We start from the raw sequence: 23170 nt of genomic DNA, 5'->3' as shown, positions 1-23170 counted from the left end.
CGCAGGCCGTAATCCGACAGCATCGCCAACACATATGAAAACGAAGCAGCCATGACACCCACTGCCACGCAAACACCGGAAACGCCACCGCCCTACCTGTCGGTGAACAATATCGAAGTCATCTACGACCACGTGATCCTGGTCCTGAAGGGCGTGTCGCTGCAAGTCCCGCAAGGCAAGATCGTGGCACTCCTTGGCGCCAACGGCGCCGGCAAGTCGACCACCCTGAAAACCATCTCGACCCTGTTGCGCGGCGAACGGGGCGACGTCACCAAGGGCGAAGTCCAGTTCAAGGGCGAGCGCGTGGATCAATTGACGCCGAATGAACTGGTCAAGCGGGGCCTGTCGCAAGTGATGGAAGGGCGCCACTGTTTCGGCCACCTCACCATCGAGGAAAACCTCCTGACGGGCGCCTACACGCGCAGCCTGTCGCGCGGCGAGCTGAAAGACGCGCTGGAAAAGGTGTATCACTACTTTCCTCGCCTGAAAACCCGGCGCAGCAGCCAGGCCGGTTACACCTCGGGCGGCGAACAGCAGATGTGCGCCATCGGCCGCGCGCTGATGGCCAAGCCATCGATGATTTTACTGGACGAGCCGTCGATGGGCATCGCGCCGCAGATCGTCGAAGAGATCTTCGGCATCGTCAAGGACCTGAACCACAAGGAAAACGTGTCTTTCCTGCTGGCCGAACAGAACACCAACGTGGCGCTGCGCTACGCCGACTTCGGCTACATCCTGGAAAACGGCCGCGTCGTGATGGAAGGGCAAGCGCAGGAACTGGCCAGCAACGAAGACGTCAAAGAGTTTTACCTGGGCGTGTCCAGCGCCGGGCGCAAGAGCTTCCGCGACATGAAGTTCTACCGCCGCCGCAAGCGCTGGCTGGCCTGACATCGGAGTTGCCGTCATGGACCTGGAACGGGCGAAGCAAGTATGCCGCGGCTTTCCCGGCGCGACAGAAGACATCAAGTGGAGCAACGTGCTGGCGTTTTCCGTCGGTGGCCGCCTGTTCGCGCTATGCGGCGCGGAGGCGCACAGCACGCGTGGCATGAGCTTCAAGGTCGATGCGGAACGCTTCCTGGAGTTGACGGACCGCCCCGGTTTTCGCCCGGCACCCTACCTGGCACGGGCCAAATGGGTGCTGGTCGCCAGTCCCGACGCCCTCGATGACGACGAAATGGCCGCCCTGCTGCAGCGCTCATACAGCCTGATTGTTGCGGGGCTGACGAAAAAAATGCAACGTGACATTGGAGAATCAGCAACATGACCGATACGCTCGACAGTCTGGAAGCACGCGCCCCCGAAGCGCGTGAAAGCGAATTGATGGCCGGCCTGCCGCAGCTGATCGCGCGCGCGCAGAAGGCGCCGGGCTGGGCCCGCATCCTTGATGGCGTCACTGCGGCCGACATCACCAGCCGCGCCGCGCTGGCGCAGCTGCCCGTGACGCGCAAGTCCGACCTCAAGCAATTGCAGCACGACGCGCTGCCGTTCGGCGGCTTGAACACAACGCCAAAGAACGCCCTGTCGCGCGTATTCGTCTCACCCGGCCCCATCTTCGATCCGGAAGGCCGCGGCCCTGACTGGTGGCGCTTCGCGCGGCCCATGTATGCGGCCGGCGTGCGCGCCGGCGGCTTGCTGCAGAACTGCTTTTCGTATCACTTCACGCCGGCCGCCTTCATGGTCGAAGGGGGCGCCGCGCGCATCGGCTGCACCGTCATCCCGGCCGGCATCGGCCAGACGGAAATGCAGGTGCAGGCGATGGCTGACCTGAAGCCGGACACGTATATCGGCACGCCGTCATTTCTGAAACTGATCATCGAGAAGGCGCGCGAAATGGGCGCCGACATCAGCAGCGTCACCAAGGCAGTGATGGGCGCGGAAGCCTTGCCCGAATCCTTGCGCAGCTGGTTTGCCGAAAATGGCGTGCCGCACGTGTTCCAGACCTATGCCTCGGCCGATATCGGCAGCATCGCCTATGAAACGGCCAGCAATGGCAAGCTCAATCCGGGCATGGTCGTTGACGAAAACGTGCTGCTGGAAATCGTCCATCCGGGCAGCGGCATTCCCGTCGCGCCGGGCGAAGTGGGCGAAGTCGTCGTCACCGTCTTCAATGCCGACTACCCGCTGATCCGCTTCGCCACGGGCGATCTGTCGGCCGTGCTGATGGACGCGCCGGACTCGCCGTGCGGCCGCACGAATACGCGCATCAAGGGCTGGATGGGGCGAGCGGATCAAACCACCAAGGTGCGCGCCATGTTCGTGCATCCGTCGCAGGTGCACGAGATCGCGCGCCGCCATCCGCAAATCAAGAAGGCGCGACTGGTGGTATCGGGACGCATGGCCAACGACGAGATGGCTTTGCATTGCGAAGTCGACGATCCGACGGACGCCAGCGGCGTGGAAGCCATCATCGGCTCGATCCGCGAACTGACCAAGCTGCGCGGCGACGTAGTGCTGGTGGCCGTGGGCAGTCTGGCGCAGGATGGGAAAGTTATCGACGACATGCGCGATTACAAATAAGGCCGATTTGCGGGATAATACCGGCATTGACCATCAGCCCCATTCATCGCCATGCAAGAGTCCATGCAAGAATTTCATCACAACCGTGCCCGTGACCTGATCAAGAACGCGGAACTGCTGTTCGACCAAGACGCCGTGCAGGCGTCGATCACGCGCATGGCCGATGTGCTCAACACGCGCTTCAACGCCGACGATTCGAAAGAATTCCCGCTGGTGCTGGGCGTGATGGGCGGCGCCGTCGTGTTTACGGGCAGCCTGCTGCCGCAACTGAGCTTTCCGCTCGAATTCGACTACATCCATGTGAGCCGCTACGGCGACGACGACAAGGGTGGCGAAGTGGTGTGGAAAGTCATCCCCCGCTCGAACGTAGCGGGCCGTACCGTCATCGTGCTCGACGATATTCTCGACGAAGGCGAAACCCTGGCGCACGTCAAGCAGCGCTTGCTGGACATGGGCGCCTCGGAAGTGATCCTGGCCGTCTTCGCGGACAAGGCCATCGGCAAGAAGAAGCCTGTACAAGCCGACATCGTCGGCCTGGTGATCCCGAACCGCTTCGTCGTCGGCTTCGGCATGGATGCGTATGGCTACTGGCGCAACCTGCCGGGCCTGTGGGCCATCAAGCCCGAGGATTTGAAGCAGCAGTGATCCATGATGGTTGTCGGATTACGCTGCGCTAATCCGACCTACGCCACCAGGTTCGAGTAGGTCGGATTAGCGCGCAGCGCGTAATCCGACATCCTCACCAACGTTACAGCTTCAACCGCGCGCGCGCCGCATCGTATTCGGCCTTCAGGCGCGCCACCATCTCTTCCACGCTCGGCACGTCATCCATCAAGCCCACGCCCTGGCCCGCGCCCCAGATGTCGCGCCAGGCCTTGGCGCTGCCGGAACCGAAATTCATCGCGCTCTTGTCCGCTTCGGGCAAGGCTTCCGGATCGAGTCCGGCCGCTTCGATCGATTTTTTCAGGTAATTGCCGTGCACGCCCGTAAACAGGTTGGTGTAGACGATGTCGGCCGCGCTGGAATCGACGATGGCGTCGCGGTAGCCATCGCTGACGTTCGATTCCTTGGTCGCCAGCCAGCGCGAGCCGATGTAGGCAAAGTCCGCGCCCATCGCTTGCGCGGCCAGCACGGCATCGCCCGTGGCGATGGAGCCGGACAGCGCCAGCGGGCCGTCGAAGAACTTGCGCACTTCGCCCACCAGCGCGAACGGCGACAGGGTGCCCGCATGGCCGCCGGCGCCGCTGGCGACCAGGATCAAGCCATCGACACCCGCCTCCAGGGCCTTTTTCGCGTGACGGATCGAGATCACGTCATGCAGCACGATGCCGCCATAGCTGTGGATGGCGTCGAGCATTTCCTTGGGCGGCGCGCGCAGCGAGGAAATGATGATGGGAATCTGGTGTTTCACGCACACTTCCACGTCATGTGCCAGGCGGTCGTTCGACTGGTGCACGATCTGGTTGACGGCGATCGGTCCCACTTTTTTATCGGGATTGGCGGCCTGGAAGGCGGCCAGCTCGGCCTGCAGCTCGGTGAGCCAGGTGTCGAGCAATTCGGCGGGACGCGCGTTCAGGGCCGGGAAGGAACCGACGATGCCGGCCTTGCACTGCGCCGCGACGAGGGCCGGGCCGCTGGCGATGAACATCGGCGACGCGATAACGGGTAAGGAAAGGTTTTGCAACGCAACAGGCAATGCCATGGCGGACTCGCTGGAAAGTTGATCGGACGTGAAAAACACACTGAACGTTGATTATAGTGCAGAAAAAGTACGGTCGTGCTGAATTTATTGCCTATCCGTGTCAGCCCTCGTTAAGCAAGTACTCACCCTCAATCCGTGCCGCTGTAGCCCTCACCAGCTGCGACACGGCCCACTCGGCCAGCGCGGCCGCCTCCTGGCGCAGGAAGCGCCGGTTGGCCTCTTCGAAGACGGGCATGCCCCGCAGCAGGGCCGGTATCTCGGCGAGGGCGATGCGCTGGCGTTCCAGCAGCAGGAATTTCAGCAGCACTTTCACCGCATTCTGCGCATTGCGCACGGGATCGGACGCAAGGTAATCGAGGCGTGAATACGCGCGCTGCAGGGCGCCGGCGGCGTCCTGGAACGGCCGCCCGTGGCCGGGAATGACGACCTGCACATCGAGGCTGGCGATCAGGTCCAGCGTGGCGCGCGCTTCAGGGAAGCCGGAGCCGCCATCGAGTTCGGGGAAGATCACGCCAAAGCCGTTTTCCCACAGCGCGTCGGCGGAGATCAGGATGCCCTCCTCGGCGCAGTAAAAAATCAGCGAGTGCGGATCGTGGCCCGGCGCGCCCAGCGCCTGCCAGCGCATGTCGGCCAACGTCAACGTGTCGCCGGGCGAGACGGTGTCATCAAAGCCGAAGCGCGGACATTGCTGGCCCGTGGCCTGGAAACTCAGGGCGTCCACGTCCCACGCGCGCACCTTGTCCGCCTCCGACACGGGAATGGCCGTATGGCAGCCGTATTCCGCTTGCAGCAGCGCGTTGCCGCCGCAATGGTCGGAATGCAGATGGGTGTTGAACAGGCGGTCCAGGGGACGGCCAGCCAGGCTATGACGCAGGAGGGCCAGCGTTTGCGGCGCATGCGTGGCATAGCCGCTGTCGATCAGCGCCGTGTCGTCCCGGCCCTGGAACAGGATGTTATTCGACGACAGCCAGCCGCGTTCGAACACCTGCATGGCATCGGGGAACAGCGCTGGCGATCGCGGCATGGCTTCCTCAGTAGTCGGGCTCGAAATCGAGCTGGGATTCGCGTCCTGGCAATTCGGCCCACACAGCGCGCTTGAAGTCGTCGTCGGCCTTGCTCCAGGCGATGATCTCGTCGAGCGTGCGCAAGCAGCCTTCGCACAAGCCGCTGTTGCGGTTCATCTTGCACAGGCTGACGCAGGGCGACGGCACCGGCGACGGCAAGGGGAGCGGAACGGCGGGCGGAGGTGGGGGAGTGACCATCATGGAGCAGCATCGGTGTAGGTACAGGCTTGCATTATGCCGCGAAACCGTGCCGGCGAGTCGGTGGCATCGCCATGCAATGTTTCTGTGAATATATTTTCAAGAAAAATATGATCAAAAAACCATCTTCCGGAAATTTATTTTGCAGCCCATTCTCACTCTGCGAGTACCCGTCCTACAACACGATCAAGTCAGATCCTGCTTGACTTGAGATATTTCACAACTATACTACCATCCATACAGATGGCAATTGGATGCCACGTGGAGTTTTTGGAGAGATATGGCCAAGCAAGACAGCAAGCCCAAAATTGGGGAATCCGAGAAAATCACGATCAACCTCGGCTTGATCGACCTGGGGCAGATCGATCTGCTGGTCCAGGAGGGATTTTATTCCAACCGCACGGATCTGATCCGTACGGCCATACGCAACCAGCTGGGTATCCACGCCGACGTGGTGAAACAAACCGTCGCCCGTAAAAGCCTGGTATTGGGCATGCAGCACTATTCGCGCGCCGACCTGGAAGCGATCCAGGCAGCCGGCCAGCGCCTGCAGATACAGGTGCTGGGACTGGCCAGCATCGCCAGCGACGTCTCCGTGGAACTGGCACTGGCCACCATCGAGTCGATTTTCGTATTAGGTGCCCTGCACGCCAGCACCGTCGTCAAGACGGCGCTCGCAGGGCGAATTCACTAGCGTATCGGTTCGCGGCGATGACCCGGCCGATGCGCGGCACCGTTAAGGATGGTCATGAAACTCCCTCTCAACATGTTGGCGCAGATGCGCGCAGCAACCCGTAATCTGATGGGCCGCGGTCCCGCCGCCGCCACCGAAGCGATCCAGCAGGCGCTGTCTGCCGCCGGCCTGGCACCGCAGGCGGCAGCCACGCAAGCGCCGCCGCCGCAGACCATGCGCGACATTAATCCGCCACCACCAGCGCAAGCCCGAGCCCGAGCCGAACAGCCGCAAACTGCTGCCGCGCCAGAAACGCCTGATGCGCCGCCCACGCCCGCGCAAGCGGCGCAGGACTTCGCGCAGGATTTCATGGCGCGCCTGGGCGTGCCGGCCGGCCTGGGCCAGCACAGCTTCGACATGCCCAGCTTCGAGCTGCCGAATTTCCACCCGCCCGGCTTCAACGCGCCGGCCACCACGCCGGCGGAGGTGCCCGCTGGCGCGCAGTTCATCGACGGCGTGTACCGCAACCATGCGGGCACGCGCTCCTACAAGCTATATATCCCCAGCAGCTACCACGGCCAGGCCATGCCGCTGATCGTCATGCTGCACGGCTGTACGCAAAATCCCGACGATTTCGCCGCCGGCACGCAGATGAATGCGCTGGCAGAAGAAAAGGAATGCTTTGTCGTCTACCCGGCGCAGACGCAGGGCGCCAACAGTTCGCGCTGCTGGAACTGGTTCAATGCCATCGACCAGCAGCGCGACCAGGGCGAACCATCGCTGATCGCCGGCATCGCGCGGCAAGTCATCGACGACTACCCGGTGAATGAACGCGAAGTGTTCGTCGCCGGCCTGTCGGCGGGTGGCGCCATGGCCGTCATCGTCGGCACCCTGTACCCGGACCTGTTTGCCGCCGTCGGCGTGCATTCGGGCCTGCCGTTCGCCTCGGCGCAGGACTTGCCGTCGGCACTGGCAGCAATGAAGGGCGGTGCCATGCCCAATGCCCAGCGCAAGGCGCCGGCGGGCGGCGTGCCCATCATCGTTTTCCACGGCGACCGCGACACCACCGTCAACCCGCGCAATGGCGATGAACTGATCGCCCAGGGCGTGCGCAGCCAGGCGGGCGGCAAGGCGGCCAAGGCCGCATCCATCGACGGCAGCGTGCCGAATGGCCACCGCTACACGCGCACCACGCACAGCCAGGCCGATGGCTCGCCGCTGGGAGAACACTGGGTCATCCACGGCGCCGGCCATGCCTGGTCCGGCGGCAGCAATAACGGCAGCTACACGGATGGCAAGGGGCCGGACGCCAGCCGCGAGATGCTGCGCTTCTTCAAGACGGTGAGCTAATCCGTCAGCTGATGTTTTCGGTGTATGGCGCGATCTGCCGCTGCTTGTCGGCGATCTCGCACACGCCGTCGGCGTAGCGGTGGGAGATGGCGATGAACTGGTCCTGGATCTGCAGGAAGGCGTCGACGATCTCGGCGTCGAAGTGCGAACCGCGCCCCTCGACGATGATCTGCACGGCCTGCGCATGGTCCATGCCCTGCTTGTAGATGCGACGGCTGATCAGGGCGTCATACACGTCGGCCAGCGCCATCAGGCGCGCCGAAATCGGGATGGCTTCGCCAGCCAGGCCTTGCGGGTAGCCGCTGCCATCCCATTTCTCGTGATGGCTGTAGGCGATCTCTTTCGCGTACTTGAGGAAATCGACTTCGATGCCCAGCTCGTGTTCCGCCGCCAGGATGGCGTCGCGCCCGAGCGTGGTATGCGTCTTCATGATGGCCATTTCATGCGGTTCGAAACGCCCCGGCTTGAGCAGGATATGGTCGGGGATGCCCACCTTGCCGATATCGTGCAGCGGCGCCGTCTTGAACAGCAGTTCGATATTCTTGTCCGTCAAAAAATCGCGGAAACGCGGCAAGCCGCGCACCTTCTCGGCCAGCGCCTTCAGGTAATGCGAAGTGCGGCGGATATGGTTGCCCGTCTCGCTGTCGCGCGTTTCGGCCAGCGACGCCATGGCGTGAATGGTGACGTCCTGCAGCGCGGCCACTTCCTGCACCCGGCGCTCCACTTCCGTTTCCAGGTAATGATTCTGGTCGCGCAGGAAATCCTGCATCTGCTTCATCGCCAGCTGCGTCCTGATGCGCGCCAGCACGATGGGTGCTGAAATCGGCTTGGTGATGTAATCGACGGCGCCCAGGGCCAGGCCCAGCTGCTCGTCGGCCACTTCGCTCATGGCGGTGACGAAAATCACGGGGATGCCGGCCGTGGCGGGATCGGCCTTCAGCGCGCGGCACACATCGTAGCCGCTCATGCCCGGCATCATGATGTCGAGCAGGATCAGGTCGGGCTGGTCGCTGCCGGCGGCGATCTTCAGGGCGCGCTCGCCATTGACGGCGATCTTGGTGCGGTAATCGTCTTCCAGCACCGCGCGCAGCAGGTCGATATTGTCTGGCGTGTCGTCGACCACCAGGATGGTTGGCTTGCTTGCCGGCGCTTTCATGCCCTTCCTTCGCTCTGCATAGTTATCCTTGTCACAGTGTCAGCTCCAGCGCATCGGCCACCTCGCCCAGCTGCGCCAGCGCACCTTCGAAATCGTATTGTCCCAGCATGCGCTTCAACTGGCGCGCGTGTTCCGCCTGCCCGGCCGCGACCAGCACGGGGCCGATGCCGTCCAGGTGCTTGACGGCCTGCGCGTCGTCCTGCTGCAGCAGCTGCGACAGTTCGCGCAAGCCCGCTTCCAGGTACGCCCGGTCCACCGGCGCCACGTGCGCCACCGGCGCGCCGCCCGCCTCGGCCACATGGCCGCGCGACTGCATGGCCAGCACGATCTTCGGCACCAGCTCGTCGAGCGCCAGGGTGCAGGCGGCCAGCGCCTGCGGCAAGCCGTCGTGCGATCCCAGGCTGAGCAAATGCTCGACCCGCGCGGCGCTGTCGGCCAGGCCGCCGGCGCCGATATTGCCGGCCAGGCCCTTCAGGGTATGCGCTTCGCGGATCGCCGTCTCGAGCTGGTTGTTCTCGATGGCGGCAACGATGCGCTGCATGGCATCGAACTGGGTTTCCACAAAACGGTCCAGCAATTTTCGCATCAAAGCGGTATTGCCGCCCACGCGGCGCATGGCTTCCACCATTTTCAGGCCGGCGATCACGGGCAGCTCCGCTTCCGGCTGCGCCACCACCGCCGTCATTTCCTGCGGCGTGGCCGGCGCGATCCAGCGCGCCAGGGTGCCGAACAGCTGCGCCACGTCGATCGGCTTGGCGATGAAATCGTTCATGCCGGCGTCCAGGCATTTTTCCTTGTCGCCCACCATGGCATTGGCCGTCATGGCGATCACGGGCAAATTCGAATACCTGGGATCCTGGCGCAGCTTGCGCGTCGCCTGGTAGCCATCCATTACCGGCATCTGGCAATCCATCAGCACGCCGTCATAGGCGTTTTCCTCGATCTTCGCCAGCGCGATGGCGCCATTGCCCGCGATATCGACGCGGATGCCGGCGTCGTTGAGAATATGCTGCGCCACTTCCTGGTTCACTTCATTATCCTCCACCAGCAGAAGCCAGGCGCCGCGCAGGGCGCGCTCGTCGTCGCGGTAGCTGCTCTGGCGCTGCGTCTTGCGGCTCTGTCCCGTCACGCCGCCAAACACGAACGCTATCTGGTCGAGCAGGGTCGAGGCGCTGATCGGCTTGTTCAATACGCCGTCGAGCGGCAAGTCGCGCTGGCGCGCCGCCTCCAGCAGCGCTTCGCGATGGAAGGCCGTGACCATGATGCAGGCCGGCGTCGCATCGATGCCGGCGGCATCGGCACGGATGCCGGCCAGGGTATCGAGACCGTTCATGCCCGGCATTTTCCAGTCCATCAGCACCAGCCCGTACGGACGCCCCTCGGCGCGCGCCTGCGCCACGGCGCCGATGGCCAGCACGCCGCCAGACACGGCACGCGCCTCGAAGCCCAGCGCCGTCAGCATGCTGACGAAGATTTCACGCGCGCTGGGGTTGTCGTCGACCACCAGCACGCGCAAGCCCTCAAAGCGCTGCGGAGCAAGCAGGCTGTCGCGCGGCACGGCGGCCAGGCCGAAGCGGGCAGTAAAGAAAAAGGTGCTGCCCACGCCCGCTTCGCTGACCAGGTCGATCTCGCCTTCCATCATTTCCACCAGGCGCTTGCTGATGGTCAGTCCCAGGCCCGTGCCGCCATGGTGGCGCGTGGTGGAAGTGTCGGCCTGGGTAAAGGCCTGGAACAATTTGCTGCGCTGGGGCGGCGTCAGGCCGATGCCCGTGTCGCGCACATCGACGCGCAAGACAGCCGCATGTTCTTCCAGCTGCTGCAGGCGGATGGTGACGACGATCTCGCCCTTGTCCGTAAATTTGATCGCATTGTTGGTCAGATTGATCAGCACCTGGCCCAGGCGCAGCGGGTCGCCCTGCAATGCGTTCGGCACGTCGGGGGCGATGTCGAACAGCAGTTCCAGGCCCTTGTCCTGCGCCCGCATCACGGACAGGTCGGCGATCTGCGCCAGCACGTCCTCGAGGAAGAAATCGACTTTTTCAAAGGCCATCTTGCCCGCCTCGATCTTCGAGAAATCGAGGATGTCGTCGATGATGGCCAGCAGGTTCTTCGAAGCCGATTCCACCTTCTCCAGGTAGTTGCGCTGGGTCGACGTGAGCTCCGTCTGCAGCGCCAGGTGGGTCATGCCGATGATGCCGTTCATCGGCGTGCGAATTTCATGCGACATATTCGCCAGGAAGTCCGACTTCATCTTGGTCGCATCCTCGGCCACCTCGACGGCGTGGCGCAGGTCCTGCTCCACGGCCAGGCTGGTGCTCATGTCCTTGAGCGCCTGCAGCAGTTCGCCCGTCTCGTCGCGCGATGTCACTTCGATGACGGAACTGAGGTCGCCATTGGCCACGCGCGTGGCGATCGCCACCGCCTCGCCCAACGGACGCGTGATCGAGCGCGCCGACCAGGCAAAGGCAAGCCCCGTCAGCAGGGCCGCCAGACCGATGCCGCCCATCAGCAGCAGCGAGGTGTCGATGTCGTTGCGTATCCGGGCCGCGCTGTCGCGGATCTGCTGCTGCTGCAGATCGTCGAGCTGGCCCACGTACAGCAGCACCTTTTCCAGCACCGGCAAGGTCTGCGTCTGCATGGCCTGCTCGGCGCGCGCATCCTCGCCGCGCTCGACCAGTTCAAACATCGTCTGGAGCGACACATAGTAGCCGGCGCGGGCCAGGTGCATCTGCTCCAGCAGGCGCCGCTCCTCGGGCCGCGCATCGAGACCGTCGAGGATGCGCACCTGCTCATCGATGTCTTGCCTGATCGCTTCCAGGCGCGCCTGGTTCGCCTGGCGCAGCGCCAGCTCGTGCTGGTTCGGCAGGTTGCCGATGCGCGTGGCCGCCTCGCGCGCCAGCCCATGGATCTTGCTGGTGGCCTTGGCGGCGACCCAGTCGCGCTGCAGGATATCGTCGGTCTCGGCGCGGATGGCATAGATGCGGCTACCCGCCAGGACGATAACAACCAGCATCAGCACGATCAACATGGCATAACCGGCATTGATGCGCACGCCGATACTGATATCCCTGAAGCGCATGACTTTCCTATAAGAAATTCTTGAAAATCGAAGTCTGAACGTATTCCCCTACAAAATGCAAGGTCTTTTGCAAAGGAAAAGGCGTGCCGCGGCTCTTATTTGGCCGGCGTTGCTGCCGGGGGCGTCAAGGTGGCGATGTGGGCTTGCAGGCAGGCGGGGCACCAGCAGCCGACGGCGAGGCTGCCGGGCACGGGAACGGCCGGCGGCAGGGCCACGCACCAGCAGGGTTCATTGGCGGCCGGATCGAGCTGGCCACACTGGAAGGTGGCGCCGCAGAGAGTGCACTGGCTCATGGCTGTGTGTGAATTGGCAAGTGTGTGTCATGCTGCGCCGGCATGCGACGCAGATGTAACTGGCAGTAAAAGGGCTGGCTGGGGGACATATCGGGCCAGACTATAGGATCATCAGGGAAAATACAACAAGATCGCCCTATAATGCCTCCAGGATTTTCTTCTTCCCTGTAAAATCGCACAAATCTATTTTCCGGACTCGCCATGAATCAACTAGCTAACTTGAACCTGGACATGAATGACGACTTGACGGCGGTGTCGCCGCAAATCAAGGCGCAGATTCTGGCCGAGGCCCTGCCATACATCCGCAATTTCCATGGCAAGACCATCGTCATCAAGTACGGTGGCAATGCCATGACGGACGAACGCCTGAAGCACGGCTTCGCGCGCGACGTCATCCTGCTCAAGCTGGTCGGCATGAATCCGGTCGTGGTGCACGGCGGCGGACCGCAGATCGACAACGCGCTGAAAAAGATCGGCAAGCAAGGCACCTTCGTGCAAGGCATGCGCATCACCGATGAAGAAACCATGGAAGTGGTGGAGTGGGTGCTGGGCGGCGAAGTGCAGCAGGATATCGTCATGCTGATCAACCATTACGGCGGCCAGGCTGTAGGCCTGACGGGCAAGGATGGCGGCTTGATCCGCGCGCGCAAGATGCAGATGCCGGACCGCGAACATCCGGGCGAATTCCTCGACATCGGCTTTGTCGGCGAGATCGACGCGATCAACCCGGCCGTCGTCAAGGCGCTGCAGGACGACGCCTTCATTCCCATCATTTCGCCGATCGGTTTCGGCCAGGATGGCCAAGCCTACAACATCAACGCCGACGTGGTAGCGGGCAAGATCGCGGAAATCCTGAAAGCGGAAAAGCTGATCATGATGACCAACATCGCCGGCGTCCAGGACAAGCAGGGCAACCTGGTGACCGACCTGTCCGCGCGCGAAATCGACGAGATGTTCGCCGATGGCACGATCTCGGGCGGCATGCTGCCGAAGATCTCGTCCGCGCTCGACGCCGCCAAGTCCGGCGTCAACACGGTGCACATCATCGACGGCCGTATCGAACACTCATTATTGCTGGAAGTGTTGACCGAGCAGGCTTTTGGTACTATGATCCGTTCGCACTAAAAAAATCGCAACGCATCACAGCGAGTAGTTTGGCGGCGCAGATCACCTGGCGCCGCTTTTAATTTGCCCTTGTAGCTCAGTGGTAGAGCACTCCCTTGGTAAGGGAGAGGCCACGTGTTCGATCCACGTCAAGGGCACCAACTATATATCCCCGTATCTGAAAAATGTCCATGGCTGCGTTGCCTCGCCTCGCCGTACATGCGTACTGTCTTCGGCTCGGCGCCTTGCCCTGAACACTTTTCATCTACTCTGCCGTCATCTCCCCATAGTAAAAATGTCCATGGCGGCGTTGTCCTTCCTCGCCGTACATGCGTACTGTCTTCGTCAGTCCGCTTTGCCATGAACAATTTTCCATCTGCTCTGCCGCCGGTTCTTGCGCGGCTAAGCCAGCGCTAATACACCCGCTCGACCTTCAAGCCCTTCTGACGCAACAAATCCGGGACGCTTTTCGTTCCCACCAGGTGCAGCACGCCGATGGCGGCCAGGCTGGACTTTTCGCGCGCCAGGAGTTTGGCGATGCCTTCGGCCAGGGCCGGGTTGCGGCCATCCAGCAACACCTTTTGCACGAACTGGGCGGCGAACGACGGGTCTGTCGCTGCCTTGGCGGCCAGCCTGTCGAAGGCGGCGGCATCGGCCGTGCGCCAGGCGTTGGCGATCTCGCGCGCTTCCTGGCTTTGCTCCTGGTCCTCGATCGACGCCACGCCGTCTTCCAGGAAGCGGCACTGGTCGGCCGGCGACATGGCGCCAAACAGCGCCATCTGGCCTTCCATCGACTCGAGTTCCAGCACGGGGATCTTGCGCGCCTTGGCCTGCTGCGACAGATAATTGTCGACGGCCAGGTCGGAGCGGTAGCCGAGCGTGGAAAATTCGCCGATGGCCAGCATGCTGGCCAGCATCCACGGCTTCATCGGCGCCACCGACTCGGCTGGAATGCCGTATTTTTGCAACAGCGGCGCCAGGCGCGGCGCCAGCGTCTGGCGACAGTCAGGCGGCACTTTGCTGCCCGGCGCTTCCATGCCGTATTTCAGCACGGCGCCCAGGGCGGCACGCGAATCGGCGCCGGGATCGATCTCCAGCGCCAGCGCGCCAGCCTGGTGCAGCGCCTGCGTCACCGTCGGTTCCAGCGGATAAAAATCGGGCGCGCCGACGTGGATGGTGCCGAACAGATACAGGGTGTGGCTGGCATCCTGCACCTTGAACAGGGCGCCCCGGTTTTGCGCCACGGGCGGTGCTTCGGCAAAGGCCGCCGGCAACGGCAGCAAGAATAATCCGCAAAACATCACTATAATCTGGCGTCGCATGGTTTTCCTGATTGTTGAATTTTTCATCTTGCTTATCATCTTGCCTAAAGACTCCTGTGCCTGTGTCCCATCTTAACCGCTCGTCGCCGGTCTGGCTGTTTGACCTCGACAACACGCTGCACAATGCCTCGCATGCCATCTTCCCCACCATCACGGCCAATATGAACACGTATATTGCCCGCGTGCTGGGCGATGGCGTCACGCCGGCCGACGACGCCATCGTCAATGCGGCGCGCGCGGCCTACTGGCGCCGCTACGGCGCCACCTTGCTGGGCATGGTCAAGCACCATCAGGTACAGGCAGCCCATTTTTTGCACGAGACGCATAGCTTCGACGATTTGCGCGCCATGATACGCGCCGAGCGGGGACTGGGGGCTTTACTCAAACGCCTGCCTGGCCGTAAAATTTTACTCACCAACGCGCCGCTGCGCTATTCGAGCGACGTGATGCGCCACCTGGGCTTGCGCCGGCACTTTGCGCAGCATATCGCCATCGAGGCGATGCATGTGCACCGCCAGCTGCGGCCCAAGCCATCAACGCTGATGCTGCGCAAACTGATGCGCAAACACCAGATCCGCCCTGGCCGCTGCATCCTGGTGGAAGACACTCTGGCCAACCTGAAGGGCGCGAAAAAACTGGGTCTGCGCACGGCCTGGATCACGCAATACTTGAAAATGGCCGATCCGATCGGCGTGGCGAAGCTGCCCAAGGCGTTAAATCGCCCCGCTTACGTCGATGTCAAAGTAAAATCTGTCCGGCATTTGGCACGCCGCCTTCACCGTCTGCGTTGAAGGGGACTCCTGGGCTTCCGGTTGACACCGGAAGCCGCACCGCTAGCGGCGGTGACGGACCTCCCCCATCAAGGCAGCATTTTTTTTAACGACAAGAGAAAATATGGCAAGCACACCGCCGGGCCAACGCAGGCTACAAATTCTTCAGGCCCTCGCCGCAATGCTGGAGCAGCCGAAAGGCGAAAAGATCACCACTGCCGCACTGGCGGCCAGACTGACCGTGTCGGAAGCGGCCCTGTACCGCCATTTCGCCAGCAAGGCGCAAATGTTCGAAGGGCTGATCGAATTCATCGAGTCGAGCGTCTTCGGCCTGATCAACCAGATCGCGGAAAAGCACAGCGACGGCATGACGCAAACACGCGACATCATCGGCATGCTGCTCAATTTCGCCATCAGCAATCCGGGCATGACGCGCGTGCTGATCGGCGATGCGCTGGTCAATGAGGACGAGCGCCTGCAAGTGCGCATGAACCAGTTCTACGACCGCGTGGAACTGGCGCTCAAGCAGGCCTTGCGCGTGGCAGCCGCCGAAGGCCATGGCAAGGAAAGCGAAGTGGCGGCGCGCGCCACCCTGATCGTCAGCTTCGTCATCGGACGCTGGCACCGCTACGCCAAGAGCGGCTTCAAGATCAACCCATCCCAGGAAGCGGCGCTGCAAATCGCCATGCTGCTGGGGTAAGTCACCACCGCGGCTGTCCCCATGCACACCGACTGTTTCGCCCTGCTCGACGACGCCAGCACGCCCGGCGCCGGTTCGCGCCTGTACACGGGCCTGGCGGCAGTCTTGCAGTGCACCGAGGGGCAACAGTGGCCCACCCTGCTCGGGGGGCTGCAAGAGGCCTTGCAACGCGGCCAGTACGCCGTCAGCGTGTGCAGCTACGAACTGGGGGCCCACTTGCTGGGCATGCCACCGCGCGCGGCAGATCCCGGCGCGCCGCCGCTGGCGCAAGTGCTCGTCTTTGAACATTGCACGCAGCTGTCGCAGGATGAGGTGCTGCAGTGGCTGGCCGAACGTACGCCGGCGACGGCAACGCCGGCCGGCATCGCCGGCATCCGCGCGAATGTCGACCAGGCGCAATTTACGCAGGCGCTGCACCGCATCCACGACTACATCGTGGCCGGCGACACCTATCAAGTCAACTACACCTATCGTTTGCGCTTCGACGCCTTCGGCTCGCCCCTGGCCCTGTATGCGCGGCTGCGCGCGCGCCAGCCCGTGCCGTATGGCGCGCTGGTGATGCTGCCCGATGGCGGCGCCCTGCTGTCGCTGTCGCCGGAGCTGTTCGTGCGCCATGCCCAGGGCGAGCTGATGGCGCGCCCCATGAAAGGCACGGCGCCGGCCGCCCCTGCGGACCAAGTAGCAGAAAACGCGCGCCGCGCCGCCGCCCTGGCCAACGACCCGAAGAACCGCGCAGAAAACCTGATGATCGTCGACCTGCTGCGCAACGACATCGGCCGCATCGCCGCCACGGGTTCCGTCAAGGTGCCGGCCCTGTTCGAGGTGACGCGCTACAGCAGCGTGCTGCAAATGACCTCCACCGTGCAGGCGCGCTTGCGCGACGACGCCAGCCTGGCCGACATCTTCCAGGCCTTGTATCCATGCGGCTCGATCACGGGCGCGCCGAAACGCCGCACCATGGAAATCATCGCCGAACTGGAAGCGGCGCCACGCGGGATCTATACGGGCGCCATCGGCTGGTTCGATCCGCCGGCCGCCGGCGCTGCCCACGCGGTGGGCGACTTCTGCATGTCCGTGCCGATCCGCACCCTGGCCCTGCAAGCGGCGGGCCATGGCGGCATCCGGCGCGGCGAGATGGGCGTGGGCGCCGGCATCGTGCTCGACAGCGACCCGCAGGAGGAATTTGCGGAGTGCCAGCTCAAGGCCCGCTTCCTGACGGGGCTGAGCAACGACTTTGAACTGTTCGAAACCCTGCACGCCAGCCGTGCCGGTGGCTGCCGCCAGCAAGAGCGCCACCTGGCGCGCCTGGCCGCCTCCTGCGCCTACTTCGGTTTTGCCTGGAGTGACAGTGCCGCGCGTGCCGCGCTGCAGGCCGCCTGCGCGGCACGCCCCGACGATGCCCCCTTCCGCCTGCGCCTGGCGCTGCGCCAGGATGGCCAGTTCACGACGCAAAGCGGCGCGCTCACCGCCTTGCCGGACACGGTCAACATCCTGCTGGCGCCCGATACCACCGTGGCGGACGACCTGTTCCTGCGCCACAAGAGCAGCGTGCGTGCGCGCTACGACGCGGCCTGGCGCACGGCCGAGGCGCAAGGCGGCTTCGACATGCTGTTCTTTAACGAACGGGGCGAACTGACGGAGGGCGGGCGCAGCAATGTCTTCGTCCGGCTGGACGGCCGCTGGCATACGCCGCCCCTGTCCTGCGGCCTGCTGCCCGGCGTGCAGCGCGCGGCCATGCTGGCTGATCCCGCCTGGAACGCGCAGGAAACCATCATCACGCGCCCCATGCTGGCACGGGCCGAAGCGATTGTCGTGTGCAATGCGCTGCGCGGGGCGTTGCCGGCACATATTATCGCCAGCGCCTGAAACCGTTCAGGGCAAGGCGCATTGCCGAAGGCAGTGCAACTGCACGACGAGGCATTGCAACGCCGCCATGGACTGTTTCAGCCGCTAGAGGTCCACCTGCATTTCATAACCACCGTAGATCATCCGCTTGCCATCGAACGGCAGCTTGGCCGGATCCATCATCTCGGCCAGGCGCGGATCTTTCATGACCTTGTCGTTGATTTCATCGCGCTTGGCGCGCGACGCATACACGATCCATGAAAACACCACCACTTCGCCATCCTGCAAGTCCACCGCCTGCGGGAACGAGGTCAGCTTGCCTGGCTTGACATCGTCGCCCACGCATTCGCGAAATTCCAGCGCGCCATATTCGCGCCAGATGGCGCCGCAACTGCGCGACATGGCCAGGTAGGCATCGAGCTTGGCTTTCGGTACGGGCACCACAAATCCATCGACATACGCCATGATGTTCTCCTTTGTTGTGACAAACGCGAACAACCAGCTTAGGACAATGATGGCAAGACGACAAGCGCAACATTAAAAAAAAGCAGGCGTTCAAGCCTGCTTGCGTCTCGGCAACTTACAGCGCCAGCGCTTTTTCCACCGCGCCGACGAGTTTCTTGTCGTCCGGCGTCACCTTGCTGGGGAAGCTTTCCACCACTTTACCGTGGCGGTCGATCAGGTATTTGTGGAAATTCCAGGCCGGGGTCTTGCCCGTCTGCTTGATCAGCTCCACATACAGCGGATTCGGCGCGGGACCGGAGACGACGGACTTCGAAAACATGGGGAACTTCACGCCGTAGGTGTTGTAGCAGAAATCGGCGATTTCCTTGCTGTTGCCGGGTTCCTGCTTGCCGAAATCGTTCGACGGGAAACCCAGCACCACCAGGCCCTTGCTGCCATACTTGGCGTACAGCGCCTCGAGCCCTTCATATTGATTGGTAAAACCGCAATAACTGGCCGTATTCACCACCAGCACGACCTTGCCCGCGTACTGGCACAGGTTTTGCGGCGCTTCATCCTGCAGGCGGTTGAAGGTTTGCTTGAGGATGGCGGGGCAGGCGGCCGGAGCAGCGGTAGCTGTAGCGGCTTCGGCAGCATGGGCCGGCATGGCCAGGCTGGCACTGGCGGCAAGGGTGGTGAGCGCAAACAGCTGGGCAAGGGTCTTGGACATGAAGGGCACCATGGTTGAACGGAAAAAAACCATTCTATGTCAAACGCCGCGCGCGCGTATGAGACGGACAACAACAGCGATTGCTTGAGCGACATCAACGACAGTGCAGTACTTGCCCAGCGCACAGTTTTTTTACCTATGCTCGGCCTTCCTGTCCCTTTTCTTGCCCTGTGGAGTCGCCATGCCCTTCCCGCACCTGACCGTACTACCCTCCGCCCTGCTGGCAGCCAGCCTGCTCATCCTGGCGCCAGGCGGCGCGCACGCCGCCACGACGGCCAAAGCCGTCAAGCCCGCCGCGACCAAGGACGCCCCCGCCCTGCCCGGCTACCAGGCCGACCTGAGCCAGACCACCGTATCCGGCCTGTCCTCGGGCGGCTTCATGGCGGCGCAATTTGCCGTCGCCTACTCGGCCACGGTGGCCGGCGCAGGCATCATCGCGGGCGGCCCGTATTTCTGCTCGGGCCAGCCGGGCCGCTTCCCCTACATTCCCTACCTGACGAATGCCCTGACCACCTGCATGAATCCGGGCAGCGCGCAGGTGGCGCCACCCGTGGCCAGCGAATTGCTGCGCGCGGCGAGCGATTTTGCGCGCGCCCGTCTCATCGACGACACGGCCAACCTGAAACGCCAGCGCGTATATCTGTTCAGTGGAACGAAAGACCAGACCGTGACGCGGCCGGTGGTGGAGCAGGTGGGAAAATTCTATGCGCTGGCGGGCACGCCGGCCGAGCAGATCCGCTTCGTCGACACGGTCGGCGCAGGCCACGCCATCATCACGGACAACAACCAGGACAAGGCTTGCGATGTAACCGCGTCGCCCTTCATCAATGACTGCGACTTCGTGCAGGCGCGCGACATCCTGCAGCACCTGTATCCGGACCTGCAGCCGTCGTCGACCACGCTGACGGGCAAGTTGATATCCTTCAACCAGCGCGCCTTCATCCAGAACGCGTACTCCAGCATGAACAATACGGGCTACGCCTACATCCCGAAAGCCTGCGACAGCGAGAGCTGCCGCGTGCACGTGGTGTTCCACGGTTGTTTGCAAACGACGCAGGCCATCGGCGACCGCTTCTATACCAGCACCGGCTACAACCAGGTGGCGGACGCCAACAAGATCATCGTGCTGTATCCGCAGGCCGAACCGAGCCCCGTCTACCCGTACAACCCGAAAGGCTGCTGGGATTTCTGGGGCTACACCAGCATCAATCCGATCGACCCGGATTTCTACCGCAAGAGCGGCACGCAGATGGAAGCGGTCAAGGGCATGCTGGACCGCCTCGCCGCGCGCCGCGGCTCGCGCTAGGCGACCTTAAATACCGCCCATGCAGATGTACTTGATGACCAGATAGTCCTCGATACCGTAGGTCGACCCTTCACGGCCCAGGCCCGATTGCTTGACGCCGCCGAAGGGCGCGATCTCGTTCGAGATCAGGCCCGTGTTGACACCGACCATGCCCGTTTCCAGGCCTTCGGCCACGCGCCAGATGCGGCCGATGTCGCGCGAATAGAAGTAGGCGGCCAGGCCGAATTCCGTGTTGTTGGCCAGGGCGATCACTTCATCGTCCGTCTTGAAGCGGAACAGGGGCGCCAGCGGGCCGAAGGTTTCCTCGGTAGCCACGCGCATGTCGTTCGTCACATCGGCGATGATGGTCGGCTCGAAGAAGCCGTTACCCAGCGCATGGCGCTTGCCGCCAGCCAGCAGGCGGCCACCCTTGCCCAGCGCATCGGCCACGTGCTCTTCCACCTTGGCGACGGCCTTGGCGTCGATCAGCGGGCCTTGCGTGACGCCTGCCTCGATGCCATTGCCGACCTTCAGCTTGGCCACGGCGGCCACCAGCTTGTCGGCAAACGCGTCATACACGCTGTCCTGCACGTACAGGCGGTTGGCGCACACGCAAGTCTGGCCCGCATTGCGGTATTTCGAGGCGATGGCGCCTTCCACGGCGGCGTCCAGGTCGGCGTCGTCGAAGACGATGAATGGCGCATTGCCACCCAGTTCCAGCGACAGTTTCTTGATCGTTGGCGCACACTGTTCCGCCAGCAGGCGGCCCACCTGGGTCGAGCCAGTGAACGTCAGCTTGCGCACGATGGGGTTCGACGTCATTTCGCCGCCGATGTCTTTCGGCGCGCCCGTGACGATGCTGAACACGCCCGCAGGCACGCCTGCGCGCTCGGCCAGCACGGCCAGCGCCAGCGCGGAAAACGGCGTCGCTTCGGCCGGTTTCAGGACCATCGGGCAGCCGGCGGCCAGGGCCGGTCCGACTTTACGGGTGATCATGGCGGCGGGGAAGTTCCACGGCGTGATGGCGGCGCATACGCCGATCGGCTCCTTGGTGATGACCAGGCGGCGGTCTGGCCACGGCGATTGCAGGGTATCGCCCGCCACACGCTTGCCTTCTTCCGCAAACCACTCGATGAACGAGGCGCCGAACTGCACTTCGCCTTTCGCTTCCGGCAAGGGCTTGCCCTGCTCGGTGGTCATGATCAGCGCCAGGTCGTCGGCGTTTTCCAGGATCAGGTCATGCCAGCGGCGCAGCACGGCCGCGCGCTCCTTGGCTGTCTTCTTGCGCCAGGCGGGCCAGGCGGCATTGGCCGCCTCGATGGCGCGGCGCGTCTCGGCTGCGCCCATCAGGGGCACCGTGCCGATATGCTCGCCCGTGGCGGGATTGCTCACATTAATCGTCTGGCCACCATCGGCATCCGCCCAGGCTCCATTCACGTAAGCCTGGTGACGCAACAAGGTAGGATCTTTCAACTGCAGCATATGGATCTCCGGTCTGGTTTGAATTATCGACGAGGGATACTATGCCACAGCGCGGCCGATTCCGCAGGCGATGCGCGGAACTACTCGACCTTGAAAGACGACAGTTTCGGGTCCGGCGCCGGGTATTCCAGCTTCATGCCCTGCAGGGTTTCCAGCAGCAGGGACGCCACCACCAGGTTGCGCTGCGTCTTGGAATTGGACGGCACCACGTACCACGGCGCGTGATCGGCATCCGTCTCGCGGATCGCCGTTTCATAGGCGCGCTGGTAGCCATCCCACTTCTTGCGCTGGGCGATATCGTTGGGGTCGAACTTCCACTGGCGGTCGGGATCGTCGAGCCGCTCCTGCAGCCGTCCGCGCTGCTCGTCCTTCGAGATATGCAGGAAGATTTTCAGGATGACGGTGCCTGTTTCGCTCAGCATGCGCTCGAAATCGCGGATCTGCGCGTAGCGGCGCTGGCATTCGGCCTTGTCGATCATGTCCTGCACGCGCGTGATCAGCACATCCTCGTAATGGCTGCGGTTGAAGATGGCGATCTCGCCCTTGATGGGTACGTGCTGGTGCACGCGCCACAGGTAATCGTGCGCCAGTTCGATATCGGTGGGCCCCTTGAACGCCACGGCGCGGATGCCCATCGGGTTGATATTGCTGAAGATGGCCTTGACCATGCCATCCTTGCCCGACGTATCCATGCCCTGCAAGACCAGCAGCACCTTCTTTTTGTGCTGCGCATACAGCATGCTCTGGCACTCGGCGATCTGCGCCGTCAGGGCCACGGTTTCCTCGCGGTCCAGGGCCTTGCATTGGGCTGCCGTCAGCTTCTTGTTCGCCGCCTTGGTGGCAGCGCCCAACAGGCGCTTGCCGGCGAAATCCTCGTTCAGCTCAAAATCCTTGCCGGCACGAAATTGTGTGCGCGCCTTCATGCCGCCACCGCCAGCTTGCGGTGCTCTATTTTTGTGCAATGGTCCATCACCACCTCCAGCCCCGCCGCCCGTGCCAGCTGCGCCGCCTGTTCGTTGACGACATCGAGCTGCAGCCACAGGCAGCCGGCCTTGACGGCAATGGCTTCCTCGGCGATGGGCAGGATGTCTGCCGACTTGCGGAAGCAATCGACGATGTCGATGCGCGCCGGCGCCACGGCTGCCGCAGCCTCCGTCAGGGTGGCATAAGCGCGCTGCCCCAGCACATCGCGCCCGGCGAGGGCCGGATTGACGGGCAATACGCGGTAGCCCTGCTGCAGCAGGTAGTCGGCCACTTCATGGCTGGCGCGTTCGGGCTTGTCGGACATGCCGACGATGGCGATGATGCGGCTGTCTTGCAGGATGCGGGCGATGTTGGGCATATTCGGGTCGTAGTTAGGCGTGCGACATTGCCCGCCTAGCGTAGCAGAAAAAACCTACTGCGCGGCGCGATTTGCGGCTTCCGATGCTCACTGTGCATTCGCACAGCTCCGCTT

The 23170-nt window shown here is 63.2% G+C and carries 23 protein-coding genes and 1 tRNA gene; 12 read left to right on the top strand and 12 right to left on the bottom strand.

What is annotated here, in order from left to right; all coding sequences use genetic code 11:
• Nucleotides 1-51 precede the first annotated feature (51 nt).
• The 4 genes from LSO07_RS01760 to LSO07_RS01745 all read left to right on the top strand — a co-directional run bounded on the left by LSO07_RS01760 (nucleotide 52) and on the right by LSO07_RS01745 (nucleotide 3162).
• On the top strand, nucleotides 52-888 hold the full coding sequence (locus LSO07_RS01760) for an ABC transporter ATP-binding protein (protein ID WP_070258366.1): 837 nt from the start codon (nucleotides 52-54) through the stop codon (nucleotides 886-888).
• Nucleotides 889-904: 16 nt separating this feature from the next.
• Nucleotides 905-1264, top strand: coding sequence for an MmcQ/YjbR family DNA-binding protein (locus LSO07_RS01755; protein WP_034783779.1), 360 nt, complete (start codon nucleotides 905-907; stop codon nucleotides 1262-1264).
• Nucleotides 1261-2517: a phenylacetate--CoA ligase family protein gene (locus tag LSO07_RS01750; protein ID WP_034783780.1), complete on the top strand. Its 1257-nt coding sequence runs from the start codon at nucleotides 1261-1263 to the stop codon at nucleotides 2515-2517. Before LSO07_RS01755 ends, LSO07_RS01750 begins: the two co-directional genes overlap by 4 nt.
• Nucleotides 2518-2580: 63 nt before the next feature.
• Nucleotides 2581-3162: a hypoxanthine-guanine phosphoribosyltransferase gene (locus LSO07_RS01745; protein WP_034783782.1), complete on the top strand. Its 582-nt coding sequence runs from the start codon at nucleotides 2581-2583 to the stop codon at nucleotides 3160-3162.
• Between the two features lie 103 nt (nucleotides 3163-3265).
• Here the strand turns inward: LSO07_RS01745 and LSO07_RS01740 are convergent, their stop codons facing one another.
• The 3 genes from LSO07_RS01740 to LSO07_RS01730 form a co-directional block, all read right to left on the bottom strand.
• Nucleotides 3266-4219, bottom strand: coding sequence for an NAD(P)H-dependent flavin oxidoreductase (locus tag LSO07_RS01740; protein WP_034752807.1), 954 nt, complete (start codon nucleotides 4217-4219; stop codon nucleotides 3266-3268).
• Nucleotides 4220-4319: 100 nt separating this feature from the next.
• A complete protein-coding gene (locus LSO07_RS01735) occupies nucleotides 4320-5243 on the bottom strand; it encodes an MBL fold metallo-hydrolase (protein ID WP_151092039.1) in 924 nt (307 codons plus the stop codon).
• A 7-nt stretch (nucleotides 5244-5250) separates the two neighbouring features.
• Nucleotides 5251-5484, bottom strand: coding sequence for a DUF1289 domain-containing protein (locus tag LSO07_RS01730; RefSeq protein WP_070258360.1), 234 nt, complete (start codon nucleotides 5482-5484; stop codon nucleotides 5251-5253).
• A gap of 277 nt (nucleotides 5485-5761) precedes the next feature.
• On the opposite strand from LSO07_RS01730, the gene LSO07_RS01725 reads away from it, so the two are divergent.
• A complete protein-coding gene (locus tag LSO07_RS01725) occupies nucleotides 5762-6175 on the top strand; it encodes a CopG family transcriptional regulator (protein ID WP_034783786.1) in 414 nt (137 codons plus the stop codon).
• A 54-nt stretch (nucleotides 6176-6229) separates the two neighbouring features.
• On the top strand, nucleotides 6230-7504 hold the full coding sequence (locus tag LSO07_RS01720; RefSeq protein ID WP_225317144.1) for an extracellular catalytic domain type 1 short-chain-length polyhydroxyalkanoate depolymerase: 1275 nt from the start codon (nucleotides 6230-6232) through the stop codon (nucleotides 7502-7504).
• A gap of 4 nt (nucleotides 7505-7508) precedes the next feature.
• Here the strand turns inward: LSO07_RS01720 and LSO07_RS01715 are convergent, their stop codons facing one another.
• From LSO07_RS01715 to LSO07_RS01705, 3 genes are all read right to left on the bottom strand, one after another.
• The gene (locus LSO07_RS01715) at nucleotides 7509-8660 is read right to left on the bottom strand and encodes a response regulator (RefSeq protein ID WP_034783788.1); all 1152 of its coding nucleotides are present in this window, start codon (nucleotides 8658-8660) and stop codon (nucleotides 7509-7511) included.
• Between the two features lie 31 nt (nucleotides 8661-8691).
• A complete protein-coding gene (locus LSO07_RS01710) occupies nucleotides 8692-11739 on the bottom strand; it encodes a response regulator (RefSeq protein WP_151092037.1) in 3048 nt (1015 codons plus the stop codon).
• Between the two features lie 95 nt (nucleotides 11740-11834).
• The gene (locus LSO07_RS01705; protein ID WP_151092035.1) at nucleotides 11835-12032 is read right to left on the bottom strand and encodes a cysteine-rich CWC family protein; all 198 of its coding nucleotides are present in this window, start codon (nucleotides 12030-12032) and stop codon (nucleotides 11835-11837) included.
• Nucleotides 12033-12263: 231 nt separating this feature from the next.
• Here LSO07_RS01705 and argB point away from each other — a divergent pair, with 231 nt between their 5' ends.
• Nucleotides 12264-13157: an acetylglutamate kinase gene (argB, locus tag LSO07_RS01700; RefSeq protein WP_010393729.1), complete on the top strand. Its 894-nt coding sequence runs from the start codon at nucleotides 12264-12266 to the stop codon at nucleotides 13155-13157.
• 65 nt (nucleotides 13158-13222) lie between these two features.
• Nucleotides 13223-13297 (top strand) — tRNA-Thr (locus tag LSO07_RS01695).
• A gap of 252 nt (nucleotides 13298-13549) precedes the next feature.
• On the opposite strand, the gene LSO07_RS01690 is transcribed toward LSO07_RS01695, so the two are convergent.
• Nucleotides 13550-14419 (bottom strand): TraB/GumN family protein, encoded by an 870-nt coding sequence (locus tag LSO07_RS01690; protein WP_225317143.1) that lies wholly within the window; start codon nucleotides 14417-14419, stop codon nucleotides 13550-13552.
• 95 nt (nucleotides 14420-14514) lie between these two features.
• On the opposite strand from LSO07_RS01690, the gene LSO07_RS01685 reads away from it, so the two are divergent.
• The 3 genes from LSO07_RS01685 (at nucleotide 14515) to pabB (ending at nucleotide 17794) form a co-directional block, all read left to right on the top strand.
• Complete coding sequence (locus LSO07_RS01685) at nucleotides 14515-15249, top strand: pyrimidine 5'-nucleotidase (protein ID WP_092609535.1); 735 nt, start codon at nucleotides 14515-14517, stop codon at nucleotides 15247-15249.
• A gap of 103 nt (nucleotides 15250-15352) precedes the next feature.
• Nucleotides 15353-15928 carry a nucleoid occlusion factor SlmA gene (gene slmA, locus LSO07_RS01680; protein ID WP_034752791.1) on the top strand — a complete coding sequence of 192 codons (576 nt, stop codon included), beginning with the start codon at nucleotides 15353-15355 and terminating at the stop codon, nucleotides 15926-15928.
• A 21-nt stretch (nucleotides 15929-15949) separates the two neighbouring features.
• Nucleotides 15950-17794, top strand: coding sequence for an aminodeoxychorismate synthase component I (gene pabB / locus LSO07_RS01675; RefSeq protein ID WP_151092031.1), 1845 nt, complete (start codon nucleotides 15950-15952; stop codon nucleotides 17792-17794).
• Nucleotides 17795-17878: 84 nt separating this feature from the next.
• Here pabB and LSO07_RS01670 read toward each other — a convergent pair whose 3' ends face one another.
• Nucleotides 17879-18238 (bottom strand): DUF1428 domain-containing protein, encoded by a 360-nt coding sequence (locus LSO07_RS01670; protein WP_034783795.1) that lies wholly within the window; start codon nucleotides 18236-18238, stop codon nucleotides 17879-17881.
• A gap of 115 nt (nucleotides 18239-18353) precedes the next feature.
• Complete coding sequence (locus tag LSO07_RS01665) at nucleotides 18354-18947, bottom strand: glutathione peroxidase (RefSeq protein ID WP_151092029.1); 594 nt, start codon at nucleotides 18945-18947, stop codon at nucleotides 18354-18356.
• Nucleotides 18948-19128: 181 nt separating this feature from the next.
• Between LSO07_RS01665 and LSO07_RS01660 the strand changes: the two genes are divergently transcribed.
• Complete coding sequence (locus LSO07_RS01660; protein WP_151092027.1) at nucleotides 19129-20253, top strand: extracellular catalytic domain type 2 short-chain-length polyhydroxyalkanoate depolymerase; 1125 nt, start codon at nucleotides 19129-19131, stop codon at nucleotides 20251-20253.
• A gap of 6 nt (nucleotides 20254-20259) precedes the next feature.
• On the opposite strand, the gene gabD is transcribed toward LSO07_RS01660, so the two are convergent.
• The 3 genes from gabD to LSO07_RS01645 form a co-directional block, all read right to left on the bottom strand.
• Nucleotides 20260-21714 carry an NADP-dependent succinate-semialdehyde dehydrogenase gene (gabD, locus tag LSO07_RS01655; protein WP_070218955.1) on the bottom strand — a complete coding sequence of 485 codons (1455 nt, stop codon included), beginning with the start codon at nucleotides 21712-21714 and terminating at the stop codon, nucleotides 20260-20262.
• An 80-nt stretch (nucleotides 21715-21794) separates the two neighbouring features.
• Nucleotides 21795-22637, bottom strand: coding sequence for a PPK2 family polyphosphate kinase (locus LSO07_RS01650; protein ID WP_151092025.1), 843 nt, complete (start codon nucleotides 22635-22637; stop codon nucleotides 21795-21797).
• Nucleotides 22634-23056 carry a CoA-binding protein gene (locus LSO07_RS01645; protein WP_070258345.1) on the bottom strand — a complete coding sequence of 141 codons (423 nt, stop codon included), beginning with the start codon at nucleotides 23054-23056 and terminating at the stop codon, nucleotides 22634-22636. Before LSO07_RS01645 ends, LSO07_RS01650 begins: the two co-directional genes overlap by 4 nt.
• Nucleotides 23057-23170 lie beyond the last annotated feature (114 nt).

The organism is Janthinobacterium sp. PLB04 (assembly GCF_021165895.1).
GTDB classification, from domain to species: Bacteria; Pseudomonadota; Gammaproteobacteria; order Burkholderiales; family Burkholderiaceae_D; genus Janthinobacterium; species Janthinobacterium lividum.
The sequence above is the reverse complement of the archived record's forward strand: the minus strand, read 5'-3'. Positions and strand labels throughout refer to the sequence as shown.